This is a genomic window from Cryobacterium sp. PH29-G1, assembly GCF_030063365.1.
GTDB lineage: Bacteria > Actinomycetota > Actinomycetes > Actinomycetales > Microbacteriaceae > Cryobacterium.
This window is the reverse complement of record NZ_JASISY010000006.1, coordinates 196,603-218,334: the sequence shown is the minus strand read 5'-3', so window position 1 is coordinate 218,334 and position 21,732 is coordinate 196,603. Positions and strand designations below refer to the sequence as shown.

General features: G+C 64.1%; 20 protein-coding genes and 2 pseudogenes. 13 read left to right on the top strand and 9 right to left on the bottom strand.

Going from position 1 to position 21,732, the window contains the following annotated elements:
* Positions 1 to 572, top strand: a 572-nt coding sequence (locus QMK22_RS10540) for an HNH endonuclease signature motif containing protein (protein ID WP_283497589.1), incomplete at its 5' end; no start/stop codon positions are given.
* A gap of 156 nt (positions 573 to 728) precedes the next feature.
* On the opposite strand, the gene ku is transcribed toward QMK22_RS10540, so the two are convergent.
* The gene (ku, locus tag QMK22_RS10535; protein ID WP_283497588.1) at positions 729 to 1,556 is read right to left on the bottom strand and encodes a non-homologous end joining protein Ku; all 828 of its coding nucleotides are present in this window, start codon (positions 1,554 to 1,556) and stop codon (positions 729 to 731) included.
* A gap of 71 nt (positions 1,557 to 1,627) precedes the next feature.
* Here ku and ligD (QMK22_RS10530) point away from each other — a divergent pair, with 71 nt between their 5' ends.
* The 3 genes from ligD (QMK22_RS10530) to QMK22_RS10520 are packed head-to-tail and all read left to right on the top strand — an operon-like array spanning position 1,628 to position 5,797.
* A complete protein-coding gene (ligD, locus tag QMK22_RS10530; protein ID WP_283497587.1) occupies positions 1,628 to 4,252 on the top strand; it encodes a non-homologous end-joining DNA ligase in 2,625 nt (874 codons plus the stop codon).
* Between the two features lie 25 nt (positions 4,253 to 4,277).
* Positions 4,278 to 4,976 carry a phosphatase PAP2 family protein gene (locus QMK22_RS10525; RefSeq protein WP_283497586.1) on the top strand — a complete coding sequence of 233 codons (699 nt, stop codon included), beginning with the start codon at positions 4,278 to 4,280 and terminating at the stop codon, positions 4,974 to 4,976.
* A 26-nt stretch (positions 4,977 to 5,002) separates the two neighbouring features.
* Positions 5,003 to 5,797: a phosphatase PAP2 family protein gene (locus QMK22_RS10520; RefSeq protein WP_283497585.1), complete on the top strand. Its 795-nt coding sequence runs from the start codon at positions 5,003 to 5,005 to the stop codon at positions 5,795 to 5,797.
* Here the strand turns inward: QMK22_RS10520 and QMK22_RS10515 are convergent.
* Together QMK22_RS10515 and QMK22_RS10510 are read right to left on the bottom strand one after the other, a co-directional pair.
* Positions 5,723 to 6,526: a DUF1206 domain-containing protein gene (locus tag QMK22_RS10515; RefSeq protein ID WP_283497584.1), complete on the bottom strand. Its 804-nt coding sequence runs from the start codon at positions 6,524 to 6,526 to the stop codon at positions 5,723 to 5,725. The genes QMK22_RS10520 and QMK22_RS10515 overlap by 75 nt on opposite strands.
* A 7-nt stretch (positions 6,527 to 6,533) precedes the next feature.
* The gene (locus QMK22_RS10510; protein ID WP_283497583.1) at positions 6,534 to 6,953 is read right to left on the bottom strand and encodes a VOC family protein; all 420 of its coding nucleotides are present in this window, start codon (positions 6,951 to 6,953) and stop codon (positions 6,534 to 6,536) included.
* A gap of 143 nt (positions 6,954 to 7,096) precedes the next feature.
* Here QMK22_RS10510 and QMK22_RS10505 point away from each other — a divergent pair, with 143 nt between their 5' ends.
* Positions 7,097 to 7,417 (top strand): hypothetical protein, encoded by a 321-nt coding sequence (locus tag QMK22_RS10505; RefSeq protein WP_283497582.1) that lies wholly within the window; start codon positions 7,097 to 7,099, stop codon positions 7,415 to 7,417.
* On the opposite strand, the pseudogene QMK22_RS10500 reads toward QMK22_RS10505, so the two are convergent.
* Positions 7,418 to 8,194, bottom strand: a pseudogene (locus QMK22_RS10500) (DNA polymerase domain-containing protein); the annotation flags it as partial.
* A 64-nt stretch (positions 8,195 to 8,258) separates the two neighbouring features.
* Between QMK22_RS10500 and QMK22_RS10495 the strand changes: the two are divergent.
* The gene (locus QMK22_RS10495) at positions 8,259 to 11,342 is read left to right on the top strand and encodes a Tn3 family transposase (protein WP_283497581.1); all 3,084 of its coding nucleotides are present in this window, start codon (positions 8,259 to 8,261) and stop codon (positions 11,340 to 11,342) included.
* 813 nt (positions 11,343 to 12,155) lie between these two features.
* Here QMK22_RS10495 and QMK22_RS10490 read toward each other — a convergent pair.
* Positions 12,156 to 12,821 (bottom strand): hypothetical protein, encoded by a 666-nt coding sequence (locus QMK22_RS10490; RefSeq protein WP_283497580.1) that lies wholly within the window; start codon positions 12,819 to 12,821, stop codon positions 12,156 to 12,158.
* Between the two features lie 408 nt (positions 12,822 to 13,229).
* Here QMK22_RS10490 and QMK22_RS10485 point away from each other — a divergent pair, with 408 nt between their 5' ends.
* On the top strand, positions 13,230 to 13,568 hold the full coding sequence (locus QMK22_RS10485; RefSeq protein ID WP_283497579.1) for a recombinase family protein: 339 nt from the start codon (positions 13,230 to 13,232) through the stop codon (positions 13,566 to 13,568).
* 35 nt (positions 13,569 to 13,603) lie between these two features.
* On the opposite strand, the pseudogene ligD (QMK22_RS10480) reads toward QMK22_RS10485, so the two are convergent.
* Positions 13,604 to 13,855 (bottom strand): annotated as a pseudogene (gene ligD / locus QMK22_RS10480) (non-homologous end-joining DNA ligase LigD); the annotation flags it as partial.
* A gap of 104 nt (positions 13,856 to 13,959) precedes the next feature.
* Here ligD (QMK22_RS10480) and QMK22_RS10475 point away from each other — a divergent pair.
* Entirely contained in the window at positions 13,960 to 15,204 is a 1,245-nt protein-coding gene (locus QMK22_RS10475; RefSeq protein WP_283497600.1) for an MFS transporter, read from the top strand.
* A 35-nt stretch (positions 15,205 to 15,239) separates the two neighbouring features.
* Positions 15,240 to 15,728: a DUF427 domain-containing protein gene (locus tag QMK22_RS10470; RefSeq protein WP_283497578.1), complete on the top strand. Its 489-nt coding sequence runs from the start codon at positions 15,240 to 15,242 to the stop codon at positions 15,726 to 15,728.
* Between the two features lie 10 nt (positions 15,729 to 15,738).
* On the opposite strand, the gene QMK22_RS10465 is transcribed toward QMK22_RS10470, so the two are convergent.
* Positions 15,739 to 18,033: an FdhF/YdeP family oxidoreductase gene (locus QMK22_RS10465; RefSeq protein WP_283497577.1), complete on the bottom strand. Its 2,295-nt coding sequence runs from the start codon at positions 18,031 to 18,033 to the stop codon at positions 15,739 to 15,741.
* Positions 18,034 to 18,164: 131 nt separating this feature from the next.
* Here QMK22_RS10465 and QMK22_RS10460 point away from each other — a divergent pair, with 131 nt between their 5' ends.
* The 4 genes from QMK22_RS10460 (at position 18,165) to QMK22_RS10445 (ending at position 20,386) form a co-directional block, all read left to right on the top strand.
* Complete coding sequence (locus QMK22_RS10460) at positions 18,165 to 18,329, top strand: DUF8730 family Cys-rich protein (RefSeq protein ID WP_283497576.1); 165 nt, start codon at positions 18,165 to 18,167, stop codon at positions 18,327 to 18,329.
* A 96-nt stretch (positions 18,330 to 18,425) separates the two neighbouring features.
* Positions 18,426 to 19,229 (top strand): Gmad2 immunoglobulin-like domain-containing protein, encoded by an 804-nt coding sequence (locus QMK22_RS10455; protein ID WP_283497575.1) that lies wholly within the window; start codon positions 18,426 to 18,428, stop codon positions 19,227 to 19,229.
* A gap of 83 nt (positions 19,230 to 19,312) precedes the next feature.
* The gene (locus tag QMK22_RS10450; RefSeq protein ID WP_502857485.1) at positions 19,313 to 19,807 is read left to right on the top strand and encodes a DoxX family protein; all 495 of its coding nucleotides are present in this window, start codon (positions 19,313 to 19,315) and stop codon (positions 19,805 to 19,807) included.
* A 45-nt stretch (positions 19,808 to 19,852) separates the two neighbouring features.
* Positions 19,853 to 20,386 (top strand): GNAT family N-acetyltransferase, encoded by a 534-nt coding sequence (locus QMK22_RS10445; RefSeq protein WP_283497573.1) that lies wholly within the window; start codon positions 19,853 to 19,855, stop codon positions 20,384 to 20,386.
* Positions 20,387 to 20,403: 17 nt separating this feature from the next.
* Here the strand turns inward: QMK22_RS10445 and QMK22_RS10440 are convergent, their stop codons facing one another.
* Complete coding sequence (locus QMK22_RS10440) at positions 20,404 to 21,051, bottom strand: hypothetical protein (RefSeq protein ID WP_283497572.1); 648 nt, start codon at positions 21,049 to 21,051, stop codon at positions 20,404 to 20,406.
* Between the two features lie 89 nt (positions 21,052 to 21,140).
* Positions 21,141 to 21,617, bottom strand: a complete 477-nt coding sequence (locus tag QMK22_RS10435; RefSeq protein WP_283497571.1) for a DUF2231 domain-containing protein — start codon at positions 21,615 to 21,617, stop codon at positions 21,141 to 21,143.
* Positions 21,618 to 21,732: the final 115 nt, after the last annotated feature.

The window sequence follows — 21,732 nt, the reverse complement described above, 5'->3', positions numbered from 1 at the left end:
GCGAACTCGAAGGCTACGGACCCATCGACCCCGAAACCGCCCGCAAACTCGCCGGCACCGCCACCAGCTTCCTACGCATCCTCACCCACCCCCACACCGGCATCGTGCTCGACGTCAGCGCCACCCCGTTCCGCGTGCCCGCCGCGCTGAAAAAATACCTCCAACTCCGCGACGGAACCTGCCGCTTCCCCGGCTGCAACCGCGCCGCCCGCAACTGCGACCTCGACCACACCCGCGACAAACAATTCGGCGGCCCCACCACCGCCACCAACCTGGCCCACCTCTGCCCCGCCAACCACAACCTCAAACACTTCAGCAACTGGACCGTCACCGGCACCCCCGACGGCACCCTCACCTGGACCAGCCCCGCCGGCAAACACTACGCCACCGACCCCGCCACCCGAATCAGACCCAAACCCCCACACACCGAACCACCCCCACCACCCGCAGAACCCGTCATCGGACCAATCCCCCTGCCCCACGACCCCTGGGCACCCAACCACACCCCCAACCGTGCACCCAACCGCACAGCCACCCCGCACAACAACAGCAGCAGCCCCCCACCGTTCTAACCCAGCCCCCCGCGACATATCACAGCAGTTGGCACGGCACGGCACGGCACGGCACGGCACGGCACGGCCGATCGGACGATCCTGAATCGAACCGCCGCAGATCGAACGGTCCCAGCCGGGCGCTTTAGATCGAAGAGTCCTAGCCGGGCGCACGCCTCAGGAAGCCGAACGCGACTTCTTTGCTTTGGGTTTGGCCCGATCGCGACTGGCCTCGACGCTGCGGCGCAGCGCCTCCATGAGGTCGAGAACCTCGCCGCCCTCGCCCTCATCCTCGGCCTGGCCGAACGTCGCTTCGGTCGACACCGCGTCGCCACTGGTCAGCTTGGACTCGATGAGCGCTCGCAACTCGTCCTGGTAATCGTCGCTGAAGGCATCCGGTGCGAAATCGGCTGCGAACGACTCGACCAATGCGGCTGACATGTCGAGTTCTTTAGCGCTGATGTTCACCCGCTCATCGAGGGATGAAAATTTTGCCTCGCGAACCTCGTCGTCCCAGAGCAGGGATTGCAGCATGAGCACGTCGCCGTGCACACGCAGCGCACCAAGTCGAGTTTTCTGACGCAGCGCGAAATGCACGATAGCCGTGCGATCGGTGGCCTCAAGCGTGCGCCGCAACAGCACGTATGCCTTCGACGATTTGCCATCGGGTTCGAGAAAATAGCTCTTGTCGAGCATGATCGGGTCGATCTGGTCGCTCGGCACGAACTCGACCACGTCGATTTCCTTGCTGTGCTCGGCTGGCAGCGCCGCGAAGTCCTCTGCGGTGAGCACCACGGTCTGATCGCCATCGTCGAAGGCTTTGTTGATGTGGTCGTAGGGAACGACCTTGGCGCAAATCTCGCACCGGCGTTGATAGCGGATGCGTCCCCCGTCGGCATCGTGCACCTGATGCAGGGAGACGTCGTGGTCTTCGGTGGCGCTGTACACCTTCACGGGCACGTTAACGAGCCCGAAGGTGATCGCACCGGTCCAGATGCTTCTCATGCAACCAGTACACACCCGAACGGCACATTCGTCTCCTAGCAGACCGGTGATTTTCGCGCCAGAGTTGAGCCATGAACGCCAGCAGCCAGGTGGTCTCCGTGGAGGGTCGCCGGATTACGCTCACCCATCTCGACAAGGTGCTGTATCCGGAGACCGGCACAACGAAGGCCGACGTACTGGCGTACTACGCGGCAATCGCCGACGTACTCATCCCCCACGCGGCGAATCGCCCGGCCACCCGCAAACGCTGGGTGCACGGTGTCGGAACGGCCGAGAACCCCGGCCCGATGTTCTTTCAGAAGAATCTGGAACCGTCGACGCCGAGCTGGGTAAAACGGCGCGAGATCCAGCACAAAGACCATGTGAACTCCTACCCGCTGGTGAACGACCTCGCCACCCTCACCTGGCTCGCCCAGATGAGCGCCCTGGAGATTCACGTGCCGCAGTGGCAGTTCAGCCGCACCGGTACCCCGCGCCATCCCGATCGACTCGTGCTCGACCTCGATCCAGGCGAAGGAGTGGGACTGCTCGAGTGCGCGGAGGTGGCCCGGTTGGCGCGCTCGATCCTGCAGGATATGGGGTTGCAACCGCTGCCGGTGACCAGCGGCAGCAAGGGGATCCACTTGTACGCTGCCCTCGATCTCTCCTATACCTCCGATCAGGTTTCGGGAGTGGCACACGAACTGGCGCGTGCTCTGGAAGCCGACCACCGCGATCTGGTGGTGAGCGAGATGAAGCGAAGCGTGCGCCCGGGAAAAGTGTTCGTCGACTGGAGTCAGAACAACGCCGCCAAGACCACCATCACGCCGTATTCCTTGCGGGGGCGCAGCCACCCGATGGTTGCGACCCCGCGCACCTGGAAGGAATTGGCCTCGGCCGATCTCGCGCAGCTCGACTACAAGCAGGTGCTCGCTCGTCTGAAAAGCCGGGAGGATCCCCTCGCCGTGCTGACGACGGGCTCATTTGAGCACGCTGCCGGCACGTCTGGCAGCGGCACAGCTGAGCTCGTCACACCGGACCGGCTCACTGTATATCGCGACAAGCGAGATGCCCGCAAAACGCCCGAGCCGGTTCCGTCCGGCACCGTCGCTTCTGAATCGGCTGGCCGAAGTTTCGTCATTCAGGAGCACCATGCCCGCAGCCTGCACTGGGACTTTCGACTCGAACATGACGGGGTGCTCGTATCTTGGGCACTCCCCCGCGGCGTACCGGTCTCCCCCGCCCAAAATCGACTCGCCGTGCACGTGGAGGATCATCCGCTCGAGTACGGCAGCTTTGAGGGAAATATTCCGGTAGGAGAATACGGTGCGGGCGACGTGTCGATCTGGGACCGTGGCGACTACGACTTGGAGAAATGGCGGGATGACGAAATTATTGTGACCCTCCATGGCGAACCGGGCGCCGGTCTCGGCGGCACCGCCCGATTTGCCCTGATTCGCACGAGCGACGGACGTTCCGGTGCCAAGCCGGCGAACAACTGGCTGATCCACCGCATGAAAACGAACAGCTCGGGTTCGGGCGGGACCCGCACCACTTCCCGAAGCATCGCCGCGCACATCGGTGAGGCACCGCCGAAGAACCCCTATTCCCCCATGCTCGCCGCCCCCGGTTCCGAAGCGGATCTCGACGACGACGGCTGGGCGTTCGAAATGAAGTGGGACGGCATGCGAGCCCTCGCGTACGTATCGCTGCCCGAGCAGAGTGTGCGCCTGGTGACCCGCAACGGGCATGATGTGACCGTGTCGTATCCCGATCTCGTCGCCGACCTGCTCACCGCTCTTCGATCGATGCCGGCCGGGGTCGATACTGAGACGGATGCCGTGATGGATGCCGTAGTGGACGCCGGGGTGGATGTACGGGTGGATACACGGGTGGATACACGGGTGGATGCACGGGTGGATACACGGGTGGATGCACGGGTGGATGCACGGGTGCATCCTGCGCTGGCCACCGCGGTGCTCGACGGTGAGATCGTGGCCGTGGACAAGCGCGGACGCCCGGATTTTGGGTTGCTCCAGACGCGCATGAAACTCACCGAGGCCCGCGAAGTGGCATCGGCGGCGAAAACAACCCCGGTGCAATACATGCTGTTCGATCTGCTCGAACAGCACGGTCGTTCGCTCACCGGGCTGACCTACAGCGCGCGCCGAGACCGATTAGCGTCATCAGTGACTGCCACCGGCCGAGTGCACGTGCCGCCACGCTTCGACGGCGACTTCGCCGAGGCATTTCAGACCAGCTACCAGCTTGGTCTGGAGGGAGTCATGGCCAAACGGCTGGATGGCCGCTACAGCGTCGGACGACGATCCCGGGACTGGGTCAAGATCAGGCATTTTCGCACCCAGGAAGTTGTCGTGGGCGGCTGGCGCCCCGGCCGCGGCAACCGGTCGGGCACGATCGGGTCACTGCTGCTCGGCGTGCCAACCGAGACCGGGCTGCGCTACATCGGCCGAGTGGGCACGGGGTTTGCAGAGCGCGACCTCACCGACATCCGTTCTCGGCTGACCCGGCTGGTGCGCAAGACCACACCGTTCAATGACATTCCCCGAGCGGATGCCGAGAGCGCGGTATGGGTGCGTGCCACCCTCGTCGCCGAAGTGGAATTTGCCGAATGGACCGCAACCGGTCGACTACGTCAGCCGTCCTGGCGCGGCTGGCGTCCCGACAAAGCACCCGGTGACATTGCCGTCGACTAAGGCCGGCAGGATCTAGCATTGCCCCATGGTGAGCGATCAGCATCCGGAGCGCGCTGCCACGTCGCGCGCGAAACGCGTCGCGCGCCGATGGCCGCTGATCAGTGGTCTCGGTGCGCTGGCTCTGACCGTCAGCCTTGGCTACCTGGTGATGCTGCGCAGCACCGCCGACTCCCCGGGCGGCACATCCCTCGCCCTTGATCGAGCGTGGATGGTCTGGATCGATCAGTTTCGCGGACCGACTCTGGATGCGCCAGCGCTGGTTCTCAACTATCTCGGCGTCGGGCTCACCGCCTCATTCCTGATCCCGGCACTCATCGTCGGTGCGCTGCTCCTGGTCCGGCGGTATTGGGCAGTTGGTTATTTCCTCGCAGCGAGCATGCTCACCGGCGGCGCCGTTCAGGCGCTCAAACACCTGTTCGGTCGCACCCGCCCGCAGGACATTCTGGTCAGCGTTGATTTCGGATCGTTTCCATCCGGACATGTGGCCAACGCGGCCGTTATGGCCACAATTTTTGCCCTGCTTCTTGCTCGAACCTGGGTTTGGGTGCTCGGCGCCGCCTATACCGTGGCCATGATGCTGAGTCGCACGTATCTGGGCGCGCACTGGTTGACCGACACAATCGGCGCAGTTCTTCTCGGCGTGGGCATTGCCGTTGTATTGTGGGCGCCGTTGGCAGCAAAACTCGACGGCGAACGCCGACAGCGACGCCATCATCACGACTGAGCCACCATGACCGAAAGGATTCGTAGATGAGCGATATCCGGCCTACACCGGGGTGGCACACCCGGTATCGCAAGCTCGTGGACGATCCGCGGCCCCTCACCGCGACCGACCGTCGACGTCTGAACCTGATTGCGATCGTCCTCGTAAGCGTCGGCACCGTGCTCTTCGCCATCGTGCTCGTCGACGTGCTGCAGCCGGACCGCTCGTCGGTCTACGATTCTCCGGTTCGCCTCTGGCTGGTCGACGGCCGGTCGCCGATTCTGACCACGATCATGATCGGCCTGGCGATTGTGTTCGGACCGATCGCATTGCCGATTATTGTGCTGGCCCTCACTGTCATCTGGGGCATCACCAGCAAGCACGCCTGGCGGCCCCTCCTCCTTGCACTGGCCATGATCACCGGCGTCATCCTGGCTCAGATTCTGGCCCCGCTCATCGCCCGCAGTCGACCGCCGGTCGAACTCATGCTGTTCGGCGCCGACCACTCCTTCTCTTTTCCATCGGGGCATGTTCTTGGCGCCGCCGATTTCGTGCTGGTGCTCACCTACCTCATCGTGTCGCGGCGATCCAGCCAACGGGCCGCCGTCATCGGATTCAGCATCGCCGCTATCTGCATTGGACTCGCCGCGATCAGCCGCCTCTACCTCGGCTATCACTGGGCAACGGATGCTATCGCCTCGGTGTCGATCTCATTCGTCGTGCTGGGCGGCGTGATCGCCTGGGATACACACCACTCGTCCCGTGCGTTACAGGTGCGCGCGGCGAGCGCGCACAAAACAGTACAGGCCGTAAGCGATCAGGCCGATACCGACCAGAACTAGAGCGAACATGCCGAGGGGCAGGGCGGCGAGCGCTTTCAGCGCGCCGTCGAGCCCGGTGGATTTACTCGCATCCTGGGTGAGCGCGGCAACCCCGATGAGAATAGCCACCACGCCGAGGGCTACTCCCTTGGCGATGTAGCCGACGACGCCGAGCCCGATGACGGTGCGACCGGCTGTTCCGCTTGGCACCGCGAGATCTGACCTAAACTTTTGCGCCGCCCCCTTGTAAATGAAGTAGCCGGCAACACCGAGCACGCCTACACCGACCAGAAACAGCAAAAAGACGCCGCCGGGCGATGCCAGGACCGACGCACTGGCGCTCTGGGTACTGCTGGCGGAGTCAGCTGTTCCACCCTGCGCAAACGTGAGCGCGGTGGCGCCGAGAGCAAAATAGACGATGGCCTTGGCGAGGTTGGTCAACCGACGCGACCACTTGCGTTTGGGATCGCCCCGCATGATGAAAGCGGAGATAATCAGCCACAGTCCGAGGGCGAACAGGCCCACGACAACGGTCCAGAGCAGAAACACCCCGCCAGGGCTCGAGGCGAGTTGACCCAGCGCTCCACTCTGGTCAGCGGAACCGCCGCCTGCGCCGATCGCTACGGTGATCGCAATCACTCCGATGAGGATATGCAGCAGTCCGTTGACGGCGAAGCCCAGACGAGCCAGCAGTTGCAGAACTGTACTGTTGCTCGCCTCACGAGCGAGGCCTGTTGCCGATGTTTTCATCTTTGCCTCACGAGGCGGGCGTGCCGCTGATATTGACCATCCACTCGGTCCCGAACTTATCGGTCACCATACCAAAGGTGTCACCCCACGGAGCCAATTCGAGGGGCATCGTGACCGTTCCACCCACCACCAACTTTTCCCAGAACCCGGTCAGTTCGGCCATATCGTCGCCGAACAGCGACATCGAGACACTGCTGCCGGTGGACAGCTCCATACTGCCGGGGGTGTCGGCGGCCATCAGCGAGTATCCGCTCGGAGTCGTCAACTCTGCGTGCATGATCTTGTCGTTCTCGGCCGGTTCTTCGCTCGCGTTGAACTCTCCGAAGGTCGTGTAGGCGACTTCACCCCCTAAGACGCTCTGGTAGAAGTCCATTGCTTCACGGGCGTTGTCGCGAAAGCTAAGGTACGGGCTGAGATGGCTGCTCATGTTTGGTTCTCCTTAAACGTCGGATCAGATGTTGGTTGCTGGTGTTGATTATTACCCGGTTCGGCCACGCTGACGAGGTTTCCGAGGCCGACGGCCAGTTGACAGCGCGTTTGTGGCGGGCTGGCGGCGGGTACAGTGTGGGCATGAAGCTGATCGCGGTCGACCCACCCACTCGTAGCTTTTCGCGGTGGCTCACCGACGAAGAAATCGGTCGGGTGATCGCCCACAAGCGCAGCTGGCGTCTGGCACCCGACGGCAGCGTGCAGGCCGGTAAGTTTCGCAAAACACGCATGGCTGCCTCGCTCGAGCGCCTCGGTGCCGACGCCGTCGCACGCGGCTGGGCCAGTCGCCCTCGCGTGGAGCCGAGCGACAGCAGCGGCCCCACCCACATGATGTGGGGCATCATCGATGCTCGCACCGACGCCGAACTGGCCGAAGAGCTCACGGCTCAACAGCACGGCTGACTACTCCGGGCGGCGGGCGCGGCTGGGCTGCACGCGCGGCGGTTCCCCCGGCATCTTGGGAAAGTCCGGCGGGAACGGCAGTTCACCGAGCCCGTTTTCGAGGTCGCGTTCCCACCAGGAATAGAGTGTGTCAATCGAGCCGGGCTGCTCGTGCATCGTCGCCCACGGGTCACCCTGCGTGCCCAACCGATCCGGCACCGTGAGGATCGTGAATGAGCGCGGGTCGGCCTCGGCCAGTTCGTTCCACTCCAGTGGACACGACACCGGTGCGTGCGGCAGCGGCCGAGGGCTGTAAGCGCCAGCCATGGTGCGGTCGCGATTGGCTTGGTTGTAGTCAATGAAAATGCGCTCGCCGCGCTCTTCCTTCCACCAGTTCGTGGTCACCTGGGTGGGCATCCGTCGTTCCAGTTCGCGAGCCGCGGCAATGACCGCGTGGCGAACGTCGAGAAATTCGCGCGTCGGCGTGATGGGCGCGAACACGTGCAGCCCGCGATTACCGGAGGTCTTCACGAACGCCGTGAGACCGGCGTCGGCGAGCAGATTCTTCAGCTCCACGGCCACCGGAATGGTGTCGGCGAAGCCCGTTCCCGGCTGGGGATCCAGGTCGATGCGCAGCTCATCGGGATTGTCCGGAAGTTCGGCCCGGGACGGCCAGGGATGGAACACGATCGTGTTCATCTGCACCGCCCACACCGCGGCGGCGGGTTCGTCGATCACGAGCTGCGGATGCGTACGCCCGCTCGGGTAGACCACCGGCACCGCCCGCACATAGTCGGGGTCTGACCAGTATTGGAACGGTGGTTGGCGCTAAGCCGTAGCTCCGGGTCATTACGGTTGGATGGTGCCGGTTGATTTTCTGAGTGATGCGCAGGTGGGGGCTTACGGCCGTTTCGTGGGGTCGGTATCGGAGCTAGACCTTGAACGGTTCTTCTTTCTCGATGACGACGACCTGACGATCGTTGGCCGTCGGCGGGGCGCGGCGAACCGGTTGGGGTTCGCTGTCCAGCTCGGAACGGTGCGGTACCTGGGGTGCTTTCTGGATGACCCGACGGATGTCCCAGGGAACGTGGTCGAGTTCGTGTCACGGCAGCTCGGAATCGCCGGTCCTACCGTGTTCGAGGAATATTCGGTGCGGGCTAAGACTGGGTATGAGCACGGGTGGGAGATTGCGGAGGCTTACGGCTATCGGCGCACATCAGACCCCGTCGTGCTGGGCGAGTTCACGGGCTTCCTGGCGGCGCGCACGGCCACGCGCACGGAGCGGCCGACGATTGTGTTCGATCAAGCCGTGACGTGGTTGCGGCGCGAGAAAGTGCTCCTGCCGGGGGTGAGCCTGGTCACGAGGCTGGTCGCAGAGGCGCGGGCGGAGGCGAACGAGAGGTTGTTCTCGTTGCTGTCCGATCGGATGAATGCCGGATTGGCTGCCCGTCTTGACGCTCTCGTTGACAGCGTTCGAGAGGAGCGTGTTTCCGGGCTGGGGGAGCTTCGCCGGGCACCGGTCCGAGCGTCGGGGCCGGAAATGGTGAAGGCGCTCGAAAGGGTGGCTGCGGTAACCGCGGTGGGCGCGTCCACGCTTGACCTGGCCGGGATCACCCCCGGGCGTCTGGACGTTCTGGCGAGGCACGGCCTGTCTGCTGACGCAAGCACGTTGCGGCGAATGTCCGAGCGGCGCAGGCGAGCGACGGTTTTCGCGACGGTGGCGTCCCTGCAGGTGTCATCCGTCGATGACGTCCTTGATCTGTTCGCGGTGCTGATGGCCACGAAGCTGATCGGTCCGGCGAACAGGGCCGTGGCCAAGGAGCAGATGCGGTCGTTGCCGGCGCTGCGCCGTGCGTCCGTAACGTTGGCGTCGGCGGCGAAAATGTTGTTGGAAGTTGCCGAACCGGGCGAACAGATCGATGCCGCCGCGGTGTGGGAGTTGTTGGGCACGGAGGGGATGCGGGAGCGGCTGAGGGCAGCGGTGCAGGTTGTGGACGAACTCAGTCCGTTCGGCGAGGATGATCCCACCCGGGAACAGGCCCAGCTCGTGAAGCGATACGCGACGGTGAGACCGTTCTTGTCGATGTTCGCCTCGGCGCTGCCGCTGCGTTCGACCGAGGCCGGCGCAACACTGCTCCAGGCCGTTCGTGGGCTGGGTGCCCTGGTCGGGCGGAAAAGAGTCGAGCGGTCGGAGATCGTCGATGACGTCGTGGGTGGCGCCTGGCGGCGCCTGATCTTTCCCGACCCGGCCGATGATGGGCCGGTGGATCATCGCGCTTACACGCTGTGCGTGCTCGAAGCTGTGCATCGCGCTCTGCGTCGCCGTGACCTCTTCGCTTTGAGATCCAGGCGTTGGGGGGACCCGCGGGTGCAGCTGCTTGATGGGGACGCCTGGTCCAACGCGAAGCCGGACGTGCTGAGAGCCCTCCAGCTGGCGGACCCCTTCAGCACGCACATGAAACACCTCGCCGGTCGGCTGGATGACGCGTACACGTCGATCGCGACACGGCTGGGTGAGGGGCCAGGGGATGAGAACTCTCCACTGACCGTCGAGACCGGCGCCGACGGGCGTTCTCGCGTATTCCTGACGAAACTCAAACCCATCCCGGAACCGGAGTCCCTGAGCGCGCTCCGAGAGCTCGTCGAGCGGATGATGCCGAGAGTCGACCTGCCCGAGGTATTGCTGGAGGTCCACGCGTGGACCGGGTATCTGGACGATTTCACGCACATCAATTTGACGGAGAGCCGGTCGGGATCACGGCTGAATGACCTGGCGCTGTCGATGGCTGCCGTCCTCGTCGCTGAGGGATGTAACCTCGGTTTCGCGCCGGTCGTCAAACATGGCCATCCCTCGCTGAACCGGCGCAGGCTCTCCCACGTGGCCCAGAACTACCTCCGGGTGGAGACTCTCTCGGCCGCGAATGGGCGCCTCATCGACGCGCAAGCATCGATAGGAACCGCGCAGGTGTGGGGTGGTGGGCTCGTCGCGTCCGTTGATGGGCTCCGATTCGTTGTCCCGGTTCGCACCCTCGACGCCGGCCCGAACCCCCGTTACTTCGGCCACAGCCAAGGAGTGACCTGGCTGAACGCGATCAACGACCAGGTCGCAGGAATCGGCGCCGTCGTCGTCACCGGAACCATGCGGGACTCCCTGCACGTGCTCGACGTCATCCTGAACCGTGACGGCGGCCCTGCCCCGGAGATGATCGCGACCGAAACGGCGTCGTACTCCGACATCGTGTTCGGGCTCTTCCGCCTCCTGGGCTATCAGTTCAGCCCGCGAGTGGCAGACATGCCCGACCAGCGGCTCTGGCGGCTCACCACGCCCGGCGCCCCGGTGGCCGACTACGGAATCATGGGCCCAGTCGCGAAGAACAAGGTGTCCGTCAATCGGATGGAACCTCACTGGGAGGACATGCTCCGCGTGGCCGGCTCCCTCCACAACGGTGCTGTCGCCGGTTACGACCTCCTGCGGATGCTCGGCCGTGACGGCAATCCAACCCCGCTGGGTGCCGCGTTCGCCGAATACGGGCGCATCGCCAAGACCCTGCACCTGCTGGCAATGTACGACCCGGACGACGAGACCTATCGCCGACAAATTCATGTCCAGCTCACTACCCAGGAATCCCGCCACCGTCTCGCCCGGAAGATCTTCTACGGGCAACGCGGGGAACTCCGACAGCGTTACCGGGAAGGCCAGGAAGACCAGCTCGGCACCCTGGGCCTCGTCTTGAACGCCGTCATCCTGTGGAACACCCGCTACATCGACGCCGCCCTGAACGCACTCCGCGACAAGGGCTACCCCGTCGATGACGCCGACGTTGCCCGGCTCTCGCCCCTGGGCGATACCCACATCAACGTTCACGGCCGATACGCCTTCACCAGCGTTCAAGACAAACGGCTCCGCCCCCTCCGCGACCCGGACTCCTCGAGCGACGACGACTGACCGGTGTCCAAAAACGCTGGGTTATGAAGCACTTAGGTTTCGAGACACCCAGCCGTGGATAACGCGACGGCCGGCCGCAGGTTTTTCCTCGTCAGACGGGCAGGGAGCGGTTCTGTTTGCGGGTCCCGGCGGCTGCCCCGGCTGGGCATGGTCCGGGCGCGTGCGTCGCCATGGGAGACTTGCGGAGTGAGCGGAAGACTGGACAGGGAACTAATCGGGGCGCTACTTCATCGTGGTATTCCAGCGTTGTGTCTGCGGCGCTGACGTTCCACCTGTCGGGTTCATTCTCTTTCTCGTGAAGCTTCCCGGTTACAGAGGTTGGAACCGATTGCCCGAGACTTGCCTTGACTCTGTGAAGGCGATTGCGTTCTTCGCACTCGACGCAGTCTGCAGAATCCTGAGCAGCTCGGTCCTTCGCTCGACGCCGACCTCGCTCCTGTGGGTCGGCACCTTGAAGCCCCGCCCACTTGTGTTAATAGTGATGTGGACAAGGTGGGAACGGTGACTTTGATCTTTGCCGAGTACCGTCCCGAACGCGATTATGACGATGTCCGTGCGCCAACCTTCCTCGGCGACCTCTACGCAGAACTCGACTAGAGCCCTAGTCCGTCGACTCTCTCAAAGCCCCCGGGCCGGAACGAGTCGGCTCACCCAACAGATAGGAGGAGCCTGACAGAATATATGGCTTCGCACTGAAAAAGCCACTATAGATGCGCTGTTCCGTAGCCCTCACGTCGCAGCTGATGCAGCACAAAAACCCCCGCAACTTCATTACGGGGGGGGGTTTGAGTTAGAGCCGCGAGCCAAAAGCTGCTACTCGAAGTTCTTCCCGGGTGCGTGGATCTGATCGATGATGCCATCCGCAGGGTCCGCGCTCAGTGTGGTGTAGAACGCGCGCTCGGAGTCGCCGGGTTCGACCGGAACGATTCCGATCTTAACGGACAGCGTTTCGCCTGTGCCATTTGGATAGACGGATGAGTTCATGGGGTCGGCCGCCGAGATGGGCCGGAGGTCCTCGCCGACCCGAGTGCCGTCTGTGGTCCCGACCTGAATGTTGTTGACCTCGGCCGCCGTGGCGCGGACGGAGAGCTCCGGCCCAATAATGGGCGTCGCTGGCCCGTCAGTTCCTAAGCGAAATCCGGGCCATTCGTATTCCGCAGCGCCGGTGCCGTCATAGGTGTTCACCGCAGGCGCTGCTCCGAACAGCTCCGTGAGGCGCTCAACAGCGGGGTCAATTGGGTCGAAGTAATTGATCGTTTCAGCGAGTGAGCCATCCTGCAGATAGATTTTAATGTCTGTGCTGGAGATGACCAGGTGCGACGGCTCAGATGCCTGGGTCTGTGCGGGGACAGGCGTTGTCGTAGGCGCCGTTGGAGTGGTGCTGTTGGTGCTTCCGCCTGAGGAAACAGGCGGGGCAGCGCAGCCCGCCAATGCAGCAACGAGGCCGAAAGCTAGAACAACTCTGAGTGGGTAGCGCATGATATCCCTTGGTTGAGGTTTTCCTACTCTAACTGCGGCACCTGCACACCTGCTCTTCCCCCGCGTTGACTCATTAGAAACCTCCGCGTAAACCTCCGCTTCGGCGTGGGTCGGCAGTAAAGCGATGGATATGGGATACGCCAGTTTCTATGGAGCTGACGATGACGCAACGGCAGGCTGTGGCGAAGAAGAAGGCGCTCGCGTACCGGAGCGTGGACCGGCCGGATCCTGACCGAGCTGGTCGAGCTGACCGGGTGGCATCGCGACTACGCACGTGCGGCCTTGCGGGCCGGGTTGAAGCTCAAGGTGGTGAAGCTCAGGGCAAGGCGGTCACCGACCTATGGACCGGCCGTGACGAAGGCTCTTGTGAAGTTCAGGGCGGCACCAGCAGGGAGGCGACATGCGCCGATGCTGAGCGTGTTGGTGCCGCTGCTGCGCCGCGACGACGAGCTCCAGATCCTGACCGGCACCCTCTCCGGCACCTACCAGTCGACAGGAGAGGGAAAGTTCTTCTTCACAATGATGGCCGCGTTCGCCGAACTCGAACGCGACATGATCCGCGAACGCACCCTCGCCGGACTCGCGACCGCGAGAGCTGATGGCCGGGTCGGAGGCCGCCCCACCGTCATCAGCCCCGACACCCTCGCCGCAGCGCAGGCACGACGGCTACGAGGCGAGACACCCACTCAAATCGCCAAAGCTCTCGGCGTCTCACGAGCCACCATCTACCGGCACCTCAACTGTTAGCGCCAACCACCGTTCCAATACTGGTCAGACCCCTAGTCGGGCGCACCCTTGGGCGGATTCTTCGAAAAGAACTGCTCACCGTCAATCCCGCCACTGAAGCGCTGCAACGACACCGGACGGTCGCCGTTGGCCCGCACAAACGCTTCGCCGACATCGATGATGTAGCGGGCGAGGTCGAGTTTGGTGATTTTCGGCTCCGGCCACAGCACCCGGGCGGCACTGGACAGGCGCACCTCCCGCGTGCCGTGCGGGCCATCGACCGGCAGAATTTGCGCGTCAGAACTCATGCGCACACTGTAGCCAGATTCCTGTGTGCGGTGCGGGGGCTGTGTTTGTTCGCAACCGTTCAAGCGTACGCTGAACGAGTGCCTCAAGTAGTGACCCCCGCGTGATGGCACCCGCGCACCCCGGCCGAGCGGAATCCACCAACTGGATCGGGCACGCGCACGGCAGCTCCGACTACCGCAAACTGCTCGCCGGCCTGTTCTTCGCCGGCATCGCCACCTTCGCCCAGCTGTACTCGCCCCAGGCAGTGCTCGCTCATATCGCCGTCGACATCGGCGTCAGCGCAGCGGATGCCGCCCTCGTCATCTCCGCTTCCACGCTCGGCCTGGCCATCGGCGTGATTCCCTGGTCGCTCGTGGCCGACCGCCACGGTCGGGTGCGGGCCATGTCGATCGCCGTGATTGCGGCCACGGTGTTCGGCCTGCTCGTACCGTTCGCCCCCACCTTTTCACTACTACTCACCGGTCGTTTCGTTGAGGGGCTGATGCTCGGCGGTGTCCCCGCGATCGCGGTCGCCTACCTGAGCGAAGAAATTGAACCCCGCCACGCAGCCCGCGCAGCTGGCACTTACGTCGCCGGCACGACTATCGGGGGGTTGCTCGGACGCCTCGTAGCCGGACCGGTCACCGAACTGACCAATTGGCGAGTCGGCGTCTTCACTGTTGGGGTGCTCTGCGCTATCGCGGCCGTCTTGTTCATCCTGCTGATTCCGGCGCCCCGTGGCTTCGTGCCGCGCCGGTTCGAGCTACGCGACCCCGGAACCGACCTGAGCCTGATCATGCTGCTGCGCGCCAACCTCAGGTCGCCGCGCCTGCTCGCGCTGTATGCCCAGGGCTTTCTGCTCATGGGTGGATTCGTCGCCCTCTACAACTACCTCGGCTTTCGGCTGGCCCACGAGCCGTTCAACCTGCCGCAGGCCCTGATCAGCCTCGTCTTCGTGGCGTATCTGGCCGGCACCTGGTCCTCAGCCCAGGCCGGAATTCTCGCCGCCCGCTACGGCCGTTGGTCGGTCTTGCTCAGCTCTCTCGCCTGCATGATCGCCGGCGTACTCCTCACCCTGTCCACCGTGCTCGTGGTCGTCCTGATCGGCGTTTTGCTGGCCACCGCCGGCTTCTTTGCCGCGCACGCCGTCGCTTCCGGCTGGACGGGAGCGGCCGCCACCGTCGGACGTGCCCAGGCCTCGTCGCTGTACAACCTCTCGTACTACGCCGGGTCGAGCCTGTTCGGCTGGCTGGGCGGAGTGTTCTTCGTGCAGTGGGGCTGGGCCGGAACGGTCGCGCTGGTTGTCGGGCTCGCGGTCGTCGCCGCAGGACTCACCGCGGCTGTGCTCCGGCCGCAGCGAGTCGGCTGATGTTCGTCGCAGGTTAAGTGCCGTACCATCGGGTCATGATTGAGCGAGCCAACCGCGATCCCATCCGTCCTGGCCAGGAATCCGTCTGGGACTACCCGCGCCCTCCCCGCGTCGAACACACGATGGAACACGTCACCGTCGAACTCGACGGCGCGGTCATCGCCGACACGTCCGACGTCGTGCGTGTTCTCGAGACCAGCCATCCTCCGGTCTACTACCTGCCGCGGAGCGCTTTCGCCCCGGGCCTTCTTCGGCCGGCCCCCGGCCAGAGCTACTGCGAATACAAGGGCGTTGCCGGCTACCTCTCGGTCGGCTCGAGCGCTCGCGCGGCCTGGTTCTATCCCACCCCGACAGCGGGCTACGAGACACTGGCAGATCGCGTCGCGATCTATCCGGGCGCCATGTCGCGCTGCACGATCAACGGTGAAACGGTGCGCGCGCAGGAGGGCGACTACTACGGCGGCTGGATCACGGACAAAATTGTCGGTCCGTTCAAGGGCGCTGCGGGCACCATGGGCTGGTAACCCGGCACGATCAGGGTGCCGCACGCTCCAGGCGAATAATGACGGCCTTCGACACCGGTGTATTGCTCTGATCGGCGACGCTGTCCAGAGGCACGAGCACGTTCGCCTCGGGATAGTATGCGGCGGCGCAGCCGCGCGGCGTCGGGTAGGCCACCAGTCGGTATCCCCGCAGCACTCGGTCAACGTTGTCGCTGAACTCGCTGTGCACGTCAACCAGATCACCGTCAGCAAAACCAAGAGCAATCAGGTCTTTCTTATTGATGAAGACCACGTGCCGACCCTTTTTAATGCCGCGGTAGCGATCGTTCAGTCCGTAAATGGTGGTGTTGAACTGGTCATGGCTGCGCAGCGTCTGCAGCACCAAACGCCCGGGCGGCACCTCGAGGTGCTCCAGGATATTCGTGGTCAGCATCGCTTTGCCGGTCGGAGTGTCGAACCGGCGATAGTCCCGCGGGCCGTTCGGCAATACAAACCCGCCCTCCTGCCGAATGCGCTCGTTGTAGTTTTCACACCCGTCGACCACATGGCCGATGTGGTCGCGAATCCGGTCGTAATCGGCCTCGAAACCGGCCCAGTCAACCGCCACCCGGTCCGCGAGCACGGCGCTGGCCAGGCGCGAAATGATCGCGACCTCGGAGAGCAGGCTCGGGGCGACCGGCCGTAACTTGCCCCACGACGGATGCACCGCGCAGACCGAGTCCTCGACCGAAACGAACTGCGCACCACCGGCCTGCTCATCTATTTCGGTGCGGCCCAGGGTCGGCAGAATCAGTGCTGCCTCCCCCGTCACCGCGTGCGACCGGTTGAGCTTCGTGGAGATCTGCACGCTCATTTCGGTGCGCGCCATGGCGGCCTCGGCAATGCCGGTATCGCTCATGGCGGCGACGAAATTGCCGCCCAGCCCCATCCACACCTTCATGGTTCCGTCGCGCATGGCGCGCACCCCGTCAACGGAATCGACGCCGTGCTCGCGTGGCGGGTCGAAGCCGAACTCCCGTTGCAGGGCGTCGAGGAATGCCTTCGGCATCTGCTCCCAGATACCCATGGTGCGGTCTCCCTGCACATTGCTGTGACCGCGAATCGGTGAGGCCCCGGCACCGGGTTTGCCCATGTTGCCGCGCAGCAGCAGCAGGTTGATGATTTCTTTGATGGTGTCGACGCCCTTCTTCTGCTGCGTCAGTCCCATGGCCCAAGTGATGATCACCCGATCGGCATGGATATACCGCTCGGCGAGCTCGTCGATTTGCGCCGCGCGCAGGCCCGTGGCGGCCAGCACCATCCGCTCGTCGAGGGCGGACAGGTGCTCGCGCAGCTCGGCCAGGCCGTGGCAGTGTTCGTCGAGAAATGCTTGATCAAGTACGGTACCCGGAGCGGCTGCCTCCGCGTCGAATACACGCTTGGACACGGCCTGCAGCAGCGCCATATCGCCGCCGATGCGAATCTGCAGAAACTGGTCGGCGATGTCGGTGCCGTGCCCGATGACCCCGCGCACGCGTTGCGGGTTCTTGTAGCGGCGCAGGCCGGCCTCGGGCAGTGGATTCACGGCGACGATTTGCGCGCCGGCGTCTTTGGCCTCTTCGAGCGCGGTGAGCATGCGCGGATGGTTGGTGCCGGGGTTTTGTCCCATGATGATGATCAGGTCGGCCTGGGCGAAGTCGTCGTAGCTGATCGTGCTCTTGCCGATCCCCACGGTCTGCCCCATGGCCCAGCCGGTGGATTCATGGCACATATTGGAACAGTCCGGAAGGTTGTTGGTGCCGTAGGCGCGCGCAAACAGCTGGTAGGCGAAGGCCGCCTCGTTGGAGGCCCGGCCGCTCGTGTAAAAAGTGGCCTGGTCAGGAGAATCGAGGGAGTTGAGTTTGGCGGCGATCACCCGAAAGGCCTCGGGCCAGCTGACCGGGCGGTAATGGTCGCTGCCAGCGGGCTTGTAGACGGGTTCGACCAGCCGACCCTGCATACCGAGCCAGTATTCACTCTTCTCACGCAGGTCGGCGAGCGAGTGCTCGGCCCAAAAGCTCGTGGGAATGGTGATCGGGGTGGCCTCCCACGTGACGGCTTTGGCACCGTTTTCACAGAATTCGAAGGCCTTGCGGTGCGCCGGATCGGGCCAGGCACAGCTCATGCAGTCGAAACCGTCTTTCTGGTTCATCGACAGCAGCGCCCGCATTCCCCGCAGGGCGCCCATCTGGGCTATCGCCGGTTCCATGGAATGCAGCACGCCGGGAACACCGGCGGCCCAGGCTTTGGAATGTGTGACCTCGATATCGTCATCGGTGACGTCGTTGACCGGGGGTTCACTGCTCATGCTGCACCACTTTCATTCGTCGCTGGCACGATACACCGACTGCGCGGGCAGCATCCGTTCCAATAAAACGAGTGCATAAATACCCCCAAGGGTATAGAATGAGGGTACATCCCCAACGAAAGGCACCAATCATGTGCAGAGCTGTCACCTGCAAGACCTGTCAGAAGACCACCTGGGCCGGGTGCGGCCAGCACGTCGATCAGGTCATGAAGGGCGTTCCGCGCAACCAGCGCTGCGAGGGCCACGTGAAAGAGAAGTCCACCGGCGGCTTCTTTTCGCGCCTGCTCGGCCGGTAACCGCGTCGGACGCCCGTCAGGTGCTCGTCGTTTTCGTCGCAAACGGGCTGCGTGGGAGCGCTAACGGGTGTAAAGTGTGGGCCGGAAAGGAACCGGATGCCGCGCCGGTCGAGGGTCATCGTGCTCGCCGGGATCATCGCGGCCATTCTTGGTTTGGCGGCCTGTTCCTCGGGGCCGGCCCCCTCCGCGTCACCCACGCCGTCGGCATCCGCCTCACCGACGCCCACGGTCACGCCGACTTCGACGCCCACGCCCACGCCCACGCCGACGCCCGGGGCGGTGATCGACCTGGTCGTACCGGCCGATGGCGCCACCGTGAATGTTCCCGTGATGATGAGCGGAACGTCGAACACCTTTGAGGCCGCGCTGACGGTCGACGCACTCACCGCCGTCGGCGACCTGCTCTGTGTGCGACACATCATGGCGTCCTCCGGCAGTGGAACACCGGGCACCTGGCAGACCACCCTCGATTTTGTTCCCCCGAGTGATACCCAAAACACCTCGGTCACGCTGCGTGCCTACGAGCTCAGTGCCAAGGACGGCGCGATGATCAATCTGGTCGATCGCGTCGTCGCCGTGTCGCCGGCGCACGCGGTGATCATGCTGACCAGCCCGACCTGCGGCGACGTAGTGGCGCCAGGCGCGAACCTCGCAATCACCGGCCTGGCCACGGTATTTGAGGCTGCTCTCACCGTGGAACTGCGGAATCAGGCCGGAACGGTCGTCTTCAGCAAAGACCTGCTGGCCGAAGAAGGCGGTGTGGAATCATTGTTCGGCGCCGTGATCACCGTGCCCGCACAGCTGCCGGCCGGCTTCTACGACGTCGTGGCCTTCGACCACAGCGCCCGCGACGGCCAATTCGAGCACGAATTCACGGTGCAGATCTCCGTGCGCGGGTGACGGGGCGCTCAACCAATGCCCAGCGGTGCCCGGGTGGTCCGATTACGCTGACTGGTCCGATTACACTGACTGGTCCGATTACACTGACTACGGTGACTCGCCCACAACCTCGCGCAGCCACGGCTCGCTCGCGCCACTCCCTGCCGCGACTCCTGGGCCAGTTGGCGCTCGGTGCCTTCCTGCTCCTGGCCGGAATCAGCCATCTCACGTTCAACCGTGAGGCTTTTCAGGCGCAGGTTCCGGCCTGGGTTCCGCTCGACACCGACACCGTCGTGGTGCTCTCCGGCATCGCCGAAATCACCCTCGGTGTCGCTCTGCTCGCACTGCACCGGTGGCGCGTACCCGTTGGCTGGGTGGTGGCTCTGTTTTTTGTGGCAATATTTCCCGGCAACATTTCACAGTTCGTCACGGCAACTAACTCGTTTGGACTCGATTCGGATCTGTCGCGCGGCATCCGATTGGCATTTCAACCGGTGCTCGTTCTCTGGGCGCTGTGGTCAACCGGAGCGTGGTCAACCGGAGCGTGGTCAACCGGAGCGTGGCGAGTCTGGCGTACGAATCGGCCCAGCGAGCGCTGACCGCGGCGAACCGCACCAATCGTCTACGGCGATATCGTTGGGGCAATGGAGACCCTGACATTTCGCCGCGCGACCATCGCCGACATTCCGGCGCTGCTCGACCTGGTGACCAGCGCCTACCGCGGCGCAGCGAGCCGACAGGGCTGGACCTCGGAAGCCGACCTCGTTGATGGGCCGCGCCTCGATGCCGATCTTTTGCGAGCCGACCTCGATCGTACTGACAGCCTGGTTATTATCGGTGAGCGCGGCGTCGATCTGGTGGGGTGCGCCCACATCGCGAAGACTGAAAACGACGCCGCCTATTTCGGCATGTTCGCCGTGCGTCCGACGGGCCAAAGCCAGGGCGACGGTAAGCGCATTCTGGCCGAAGCCGAACGGCTGGCCATCTCCGAATGGGGATCGACGGTAATGATCATGACGGTTATCGGCGTGCGTGACTCCCTCATCGCCTTCTACGAACGACGCGGCTACCGACGAACCGGTGTGCACCACCCCTTTCACATCGACACGCGCTTGGGCGTGCCCCGACGCGACGACCTGCACCTCGAAGTACTCGAAAAGGCCCTGCAGCACGGGTAGCGCGCCGGACCTTGGCACTATGGCGTAGCGATGATCGGTCGAGATCGCAGCCACATGCCGGAGGCGGGGTGAAACGGCAGCAGCAGGTGCAGCAGGAGACCGGACAGCGCGGTGACCGTCACGGCACCGACGGCCCCGAAATTTGTGAACTGCGCCTCGACGTTCACTCCGGCCAGTGTGGTCAGGATCCAGCCGAGGGCCCACAGCACGGCGACGCCAACCGCCCACAGCCAGCGCCGCCGGGCGCGCCGCGGTAGCGCGACCGCCTGCGCCACCCCGAGCACGAGTCCGGTCAGTGCACCCATCAGCGCCAGCTCGGCCAGGGTCGTTCGGTAGTTGACCGCGGTCGACCCCAGCAACAGCCCCAGACCCAGGCCGATCCCCGTGAGGGGAATCCAGATCAGGGGGTTCAACCGACGCCTACTGGTCAGCACCTGACCGACACCGATAACCACCCCGCAGACCGCGCCCCCGATGAGGGCCGACACCGGGTTACTGACCCGTCCGCCCACCGCGGTACCGGCCAGCCCGGCGATCGGAAAGGCCAGAAACCCCACCAACCACAGCAACCAGGTGGACAGAAAAGTCGGGTTGCGAAAAGTCGGGTTGCGAAAAGTGGGGTTGCGAAAGGCGGGATTGCGATGGAGACGCCAGAGAACCGACACGCGGACATGCTACGCCCACCCCGGGTTACCGGTCGAGTAGCCGGTCGGGTTGCCGGTCGAGTAGCCGGTCGGGTTGCCGGTTTGCGCCTTTACTGGGCCGGGGTACCCATCTCTTCGGACCAGACCGCCGTTGCACCGCTGTGGCCGATCAGAATGGCCTGCACCACGGTTCCCGATGATGCTCCGAGCGCGGCGACCATGATGACGATGGCGACCCATTTCGGCGCACGCTTCGCGGGTGCTTTCTTCAGGTTCCACCAGAACAGAATCGCGGCAACAACGACCATGCCGATGACCCAGGGCAGCAATCCCTCAGCCAGGTCAGCGTGCGTTTCCACCAGGGTGCTCTCCGATACTCGTTTTTCCAACGCCTCCCCCGACTCGGTCGACAGGGGCACGAGTACGAGCGCGGCCAGGGTCAGTCCCAGCGGGAGCAGCTTCGCCCAGCGGCGAAAGCGCGGCCAGAACGCCGCGATGAGCAACACGAGAGCCGCCGTCGGAACCACAACCTCCGTCGCGTGCACAATGAGCGGATGCATGGGAAGGCCGAAAAATGTATCAAACATGGTTCTCCTCGAACGATGAAACTCGGCAGGGAGCGCTGCAAACGCTACCCGCGTAAATGTCCGTGACAGGCAAAGAGCAGATAGCAGATAGCGCAGCGTTCGAAACAAGCGTAGG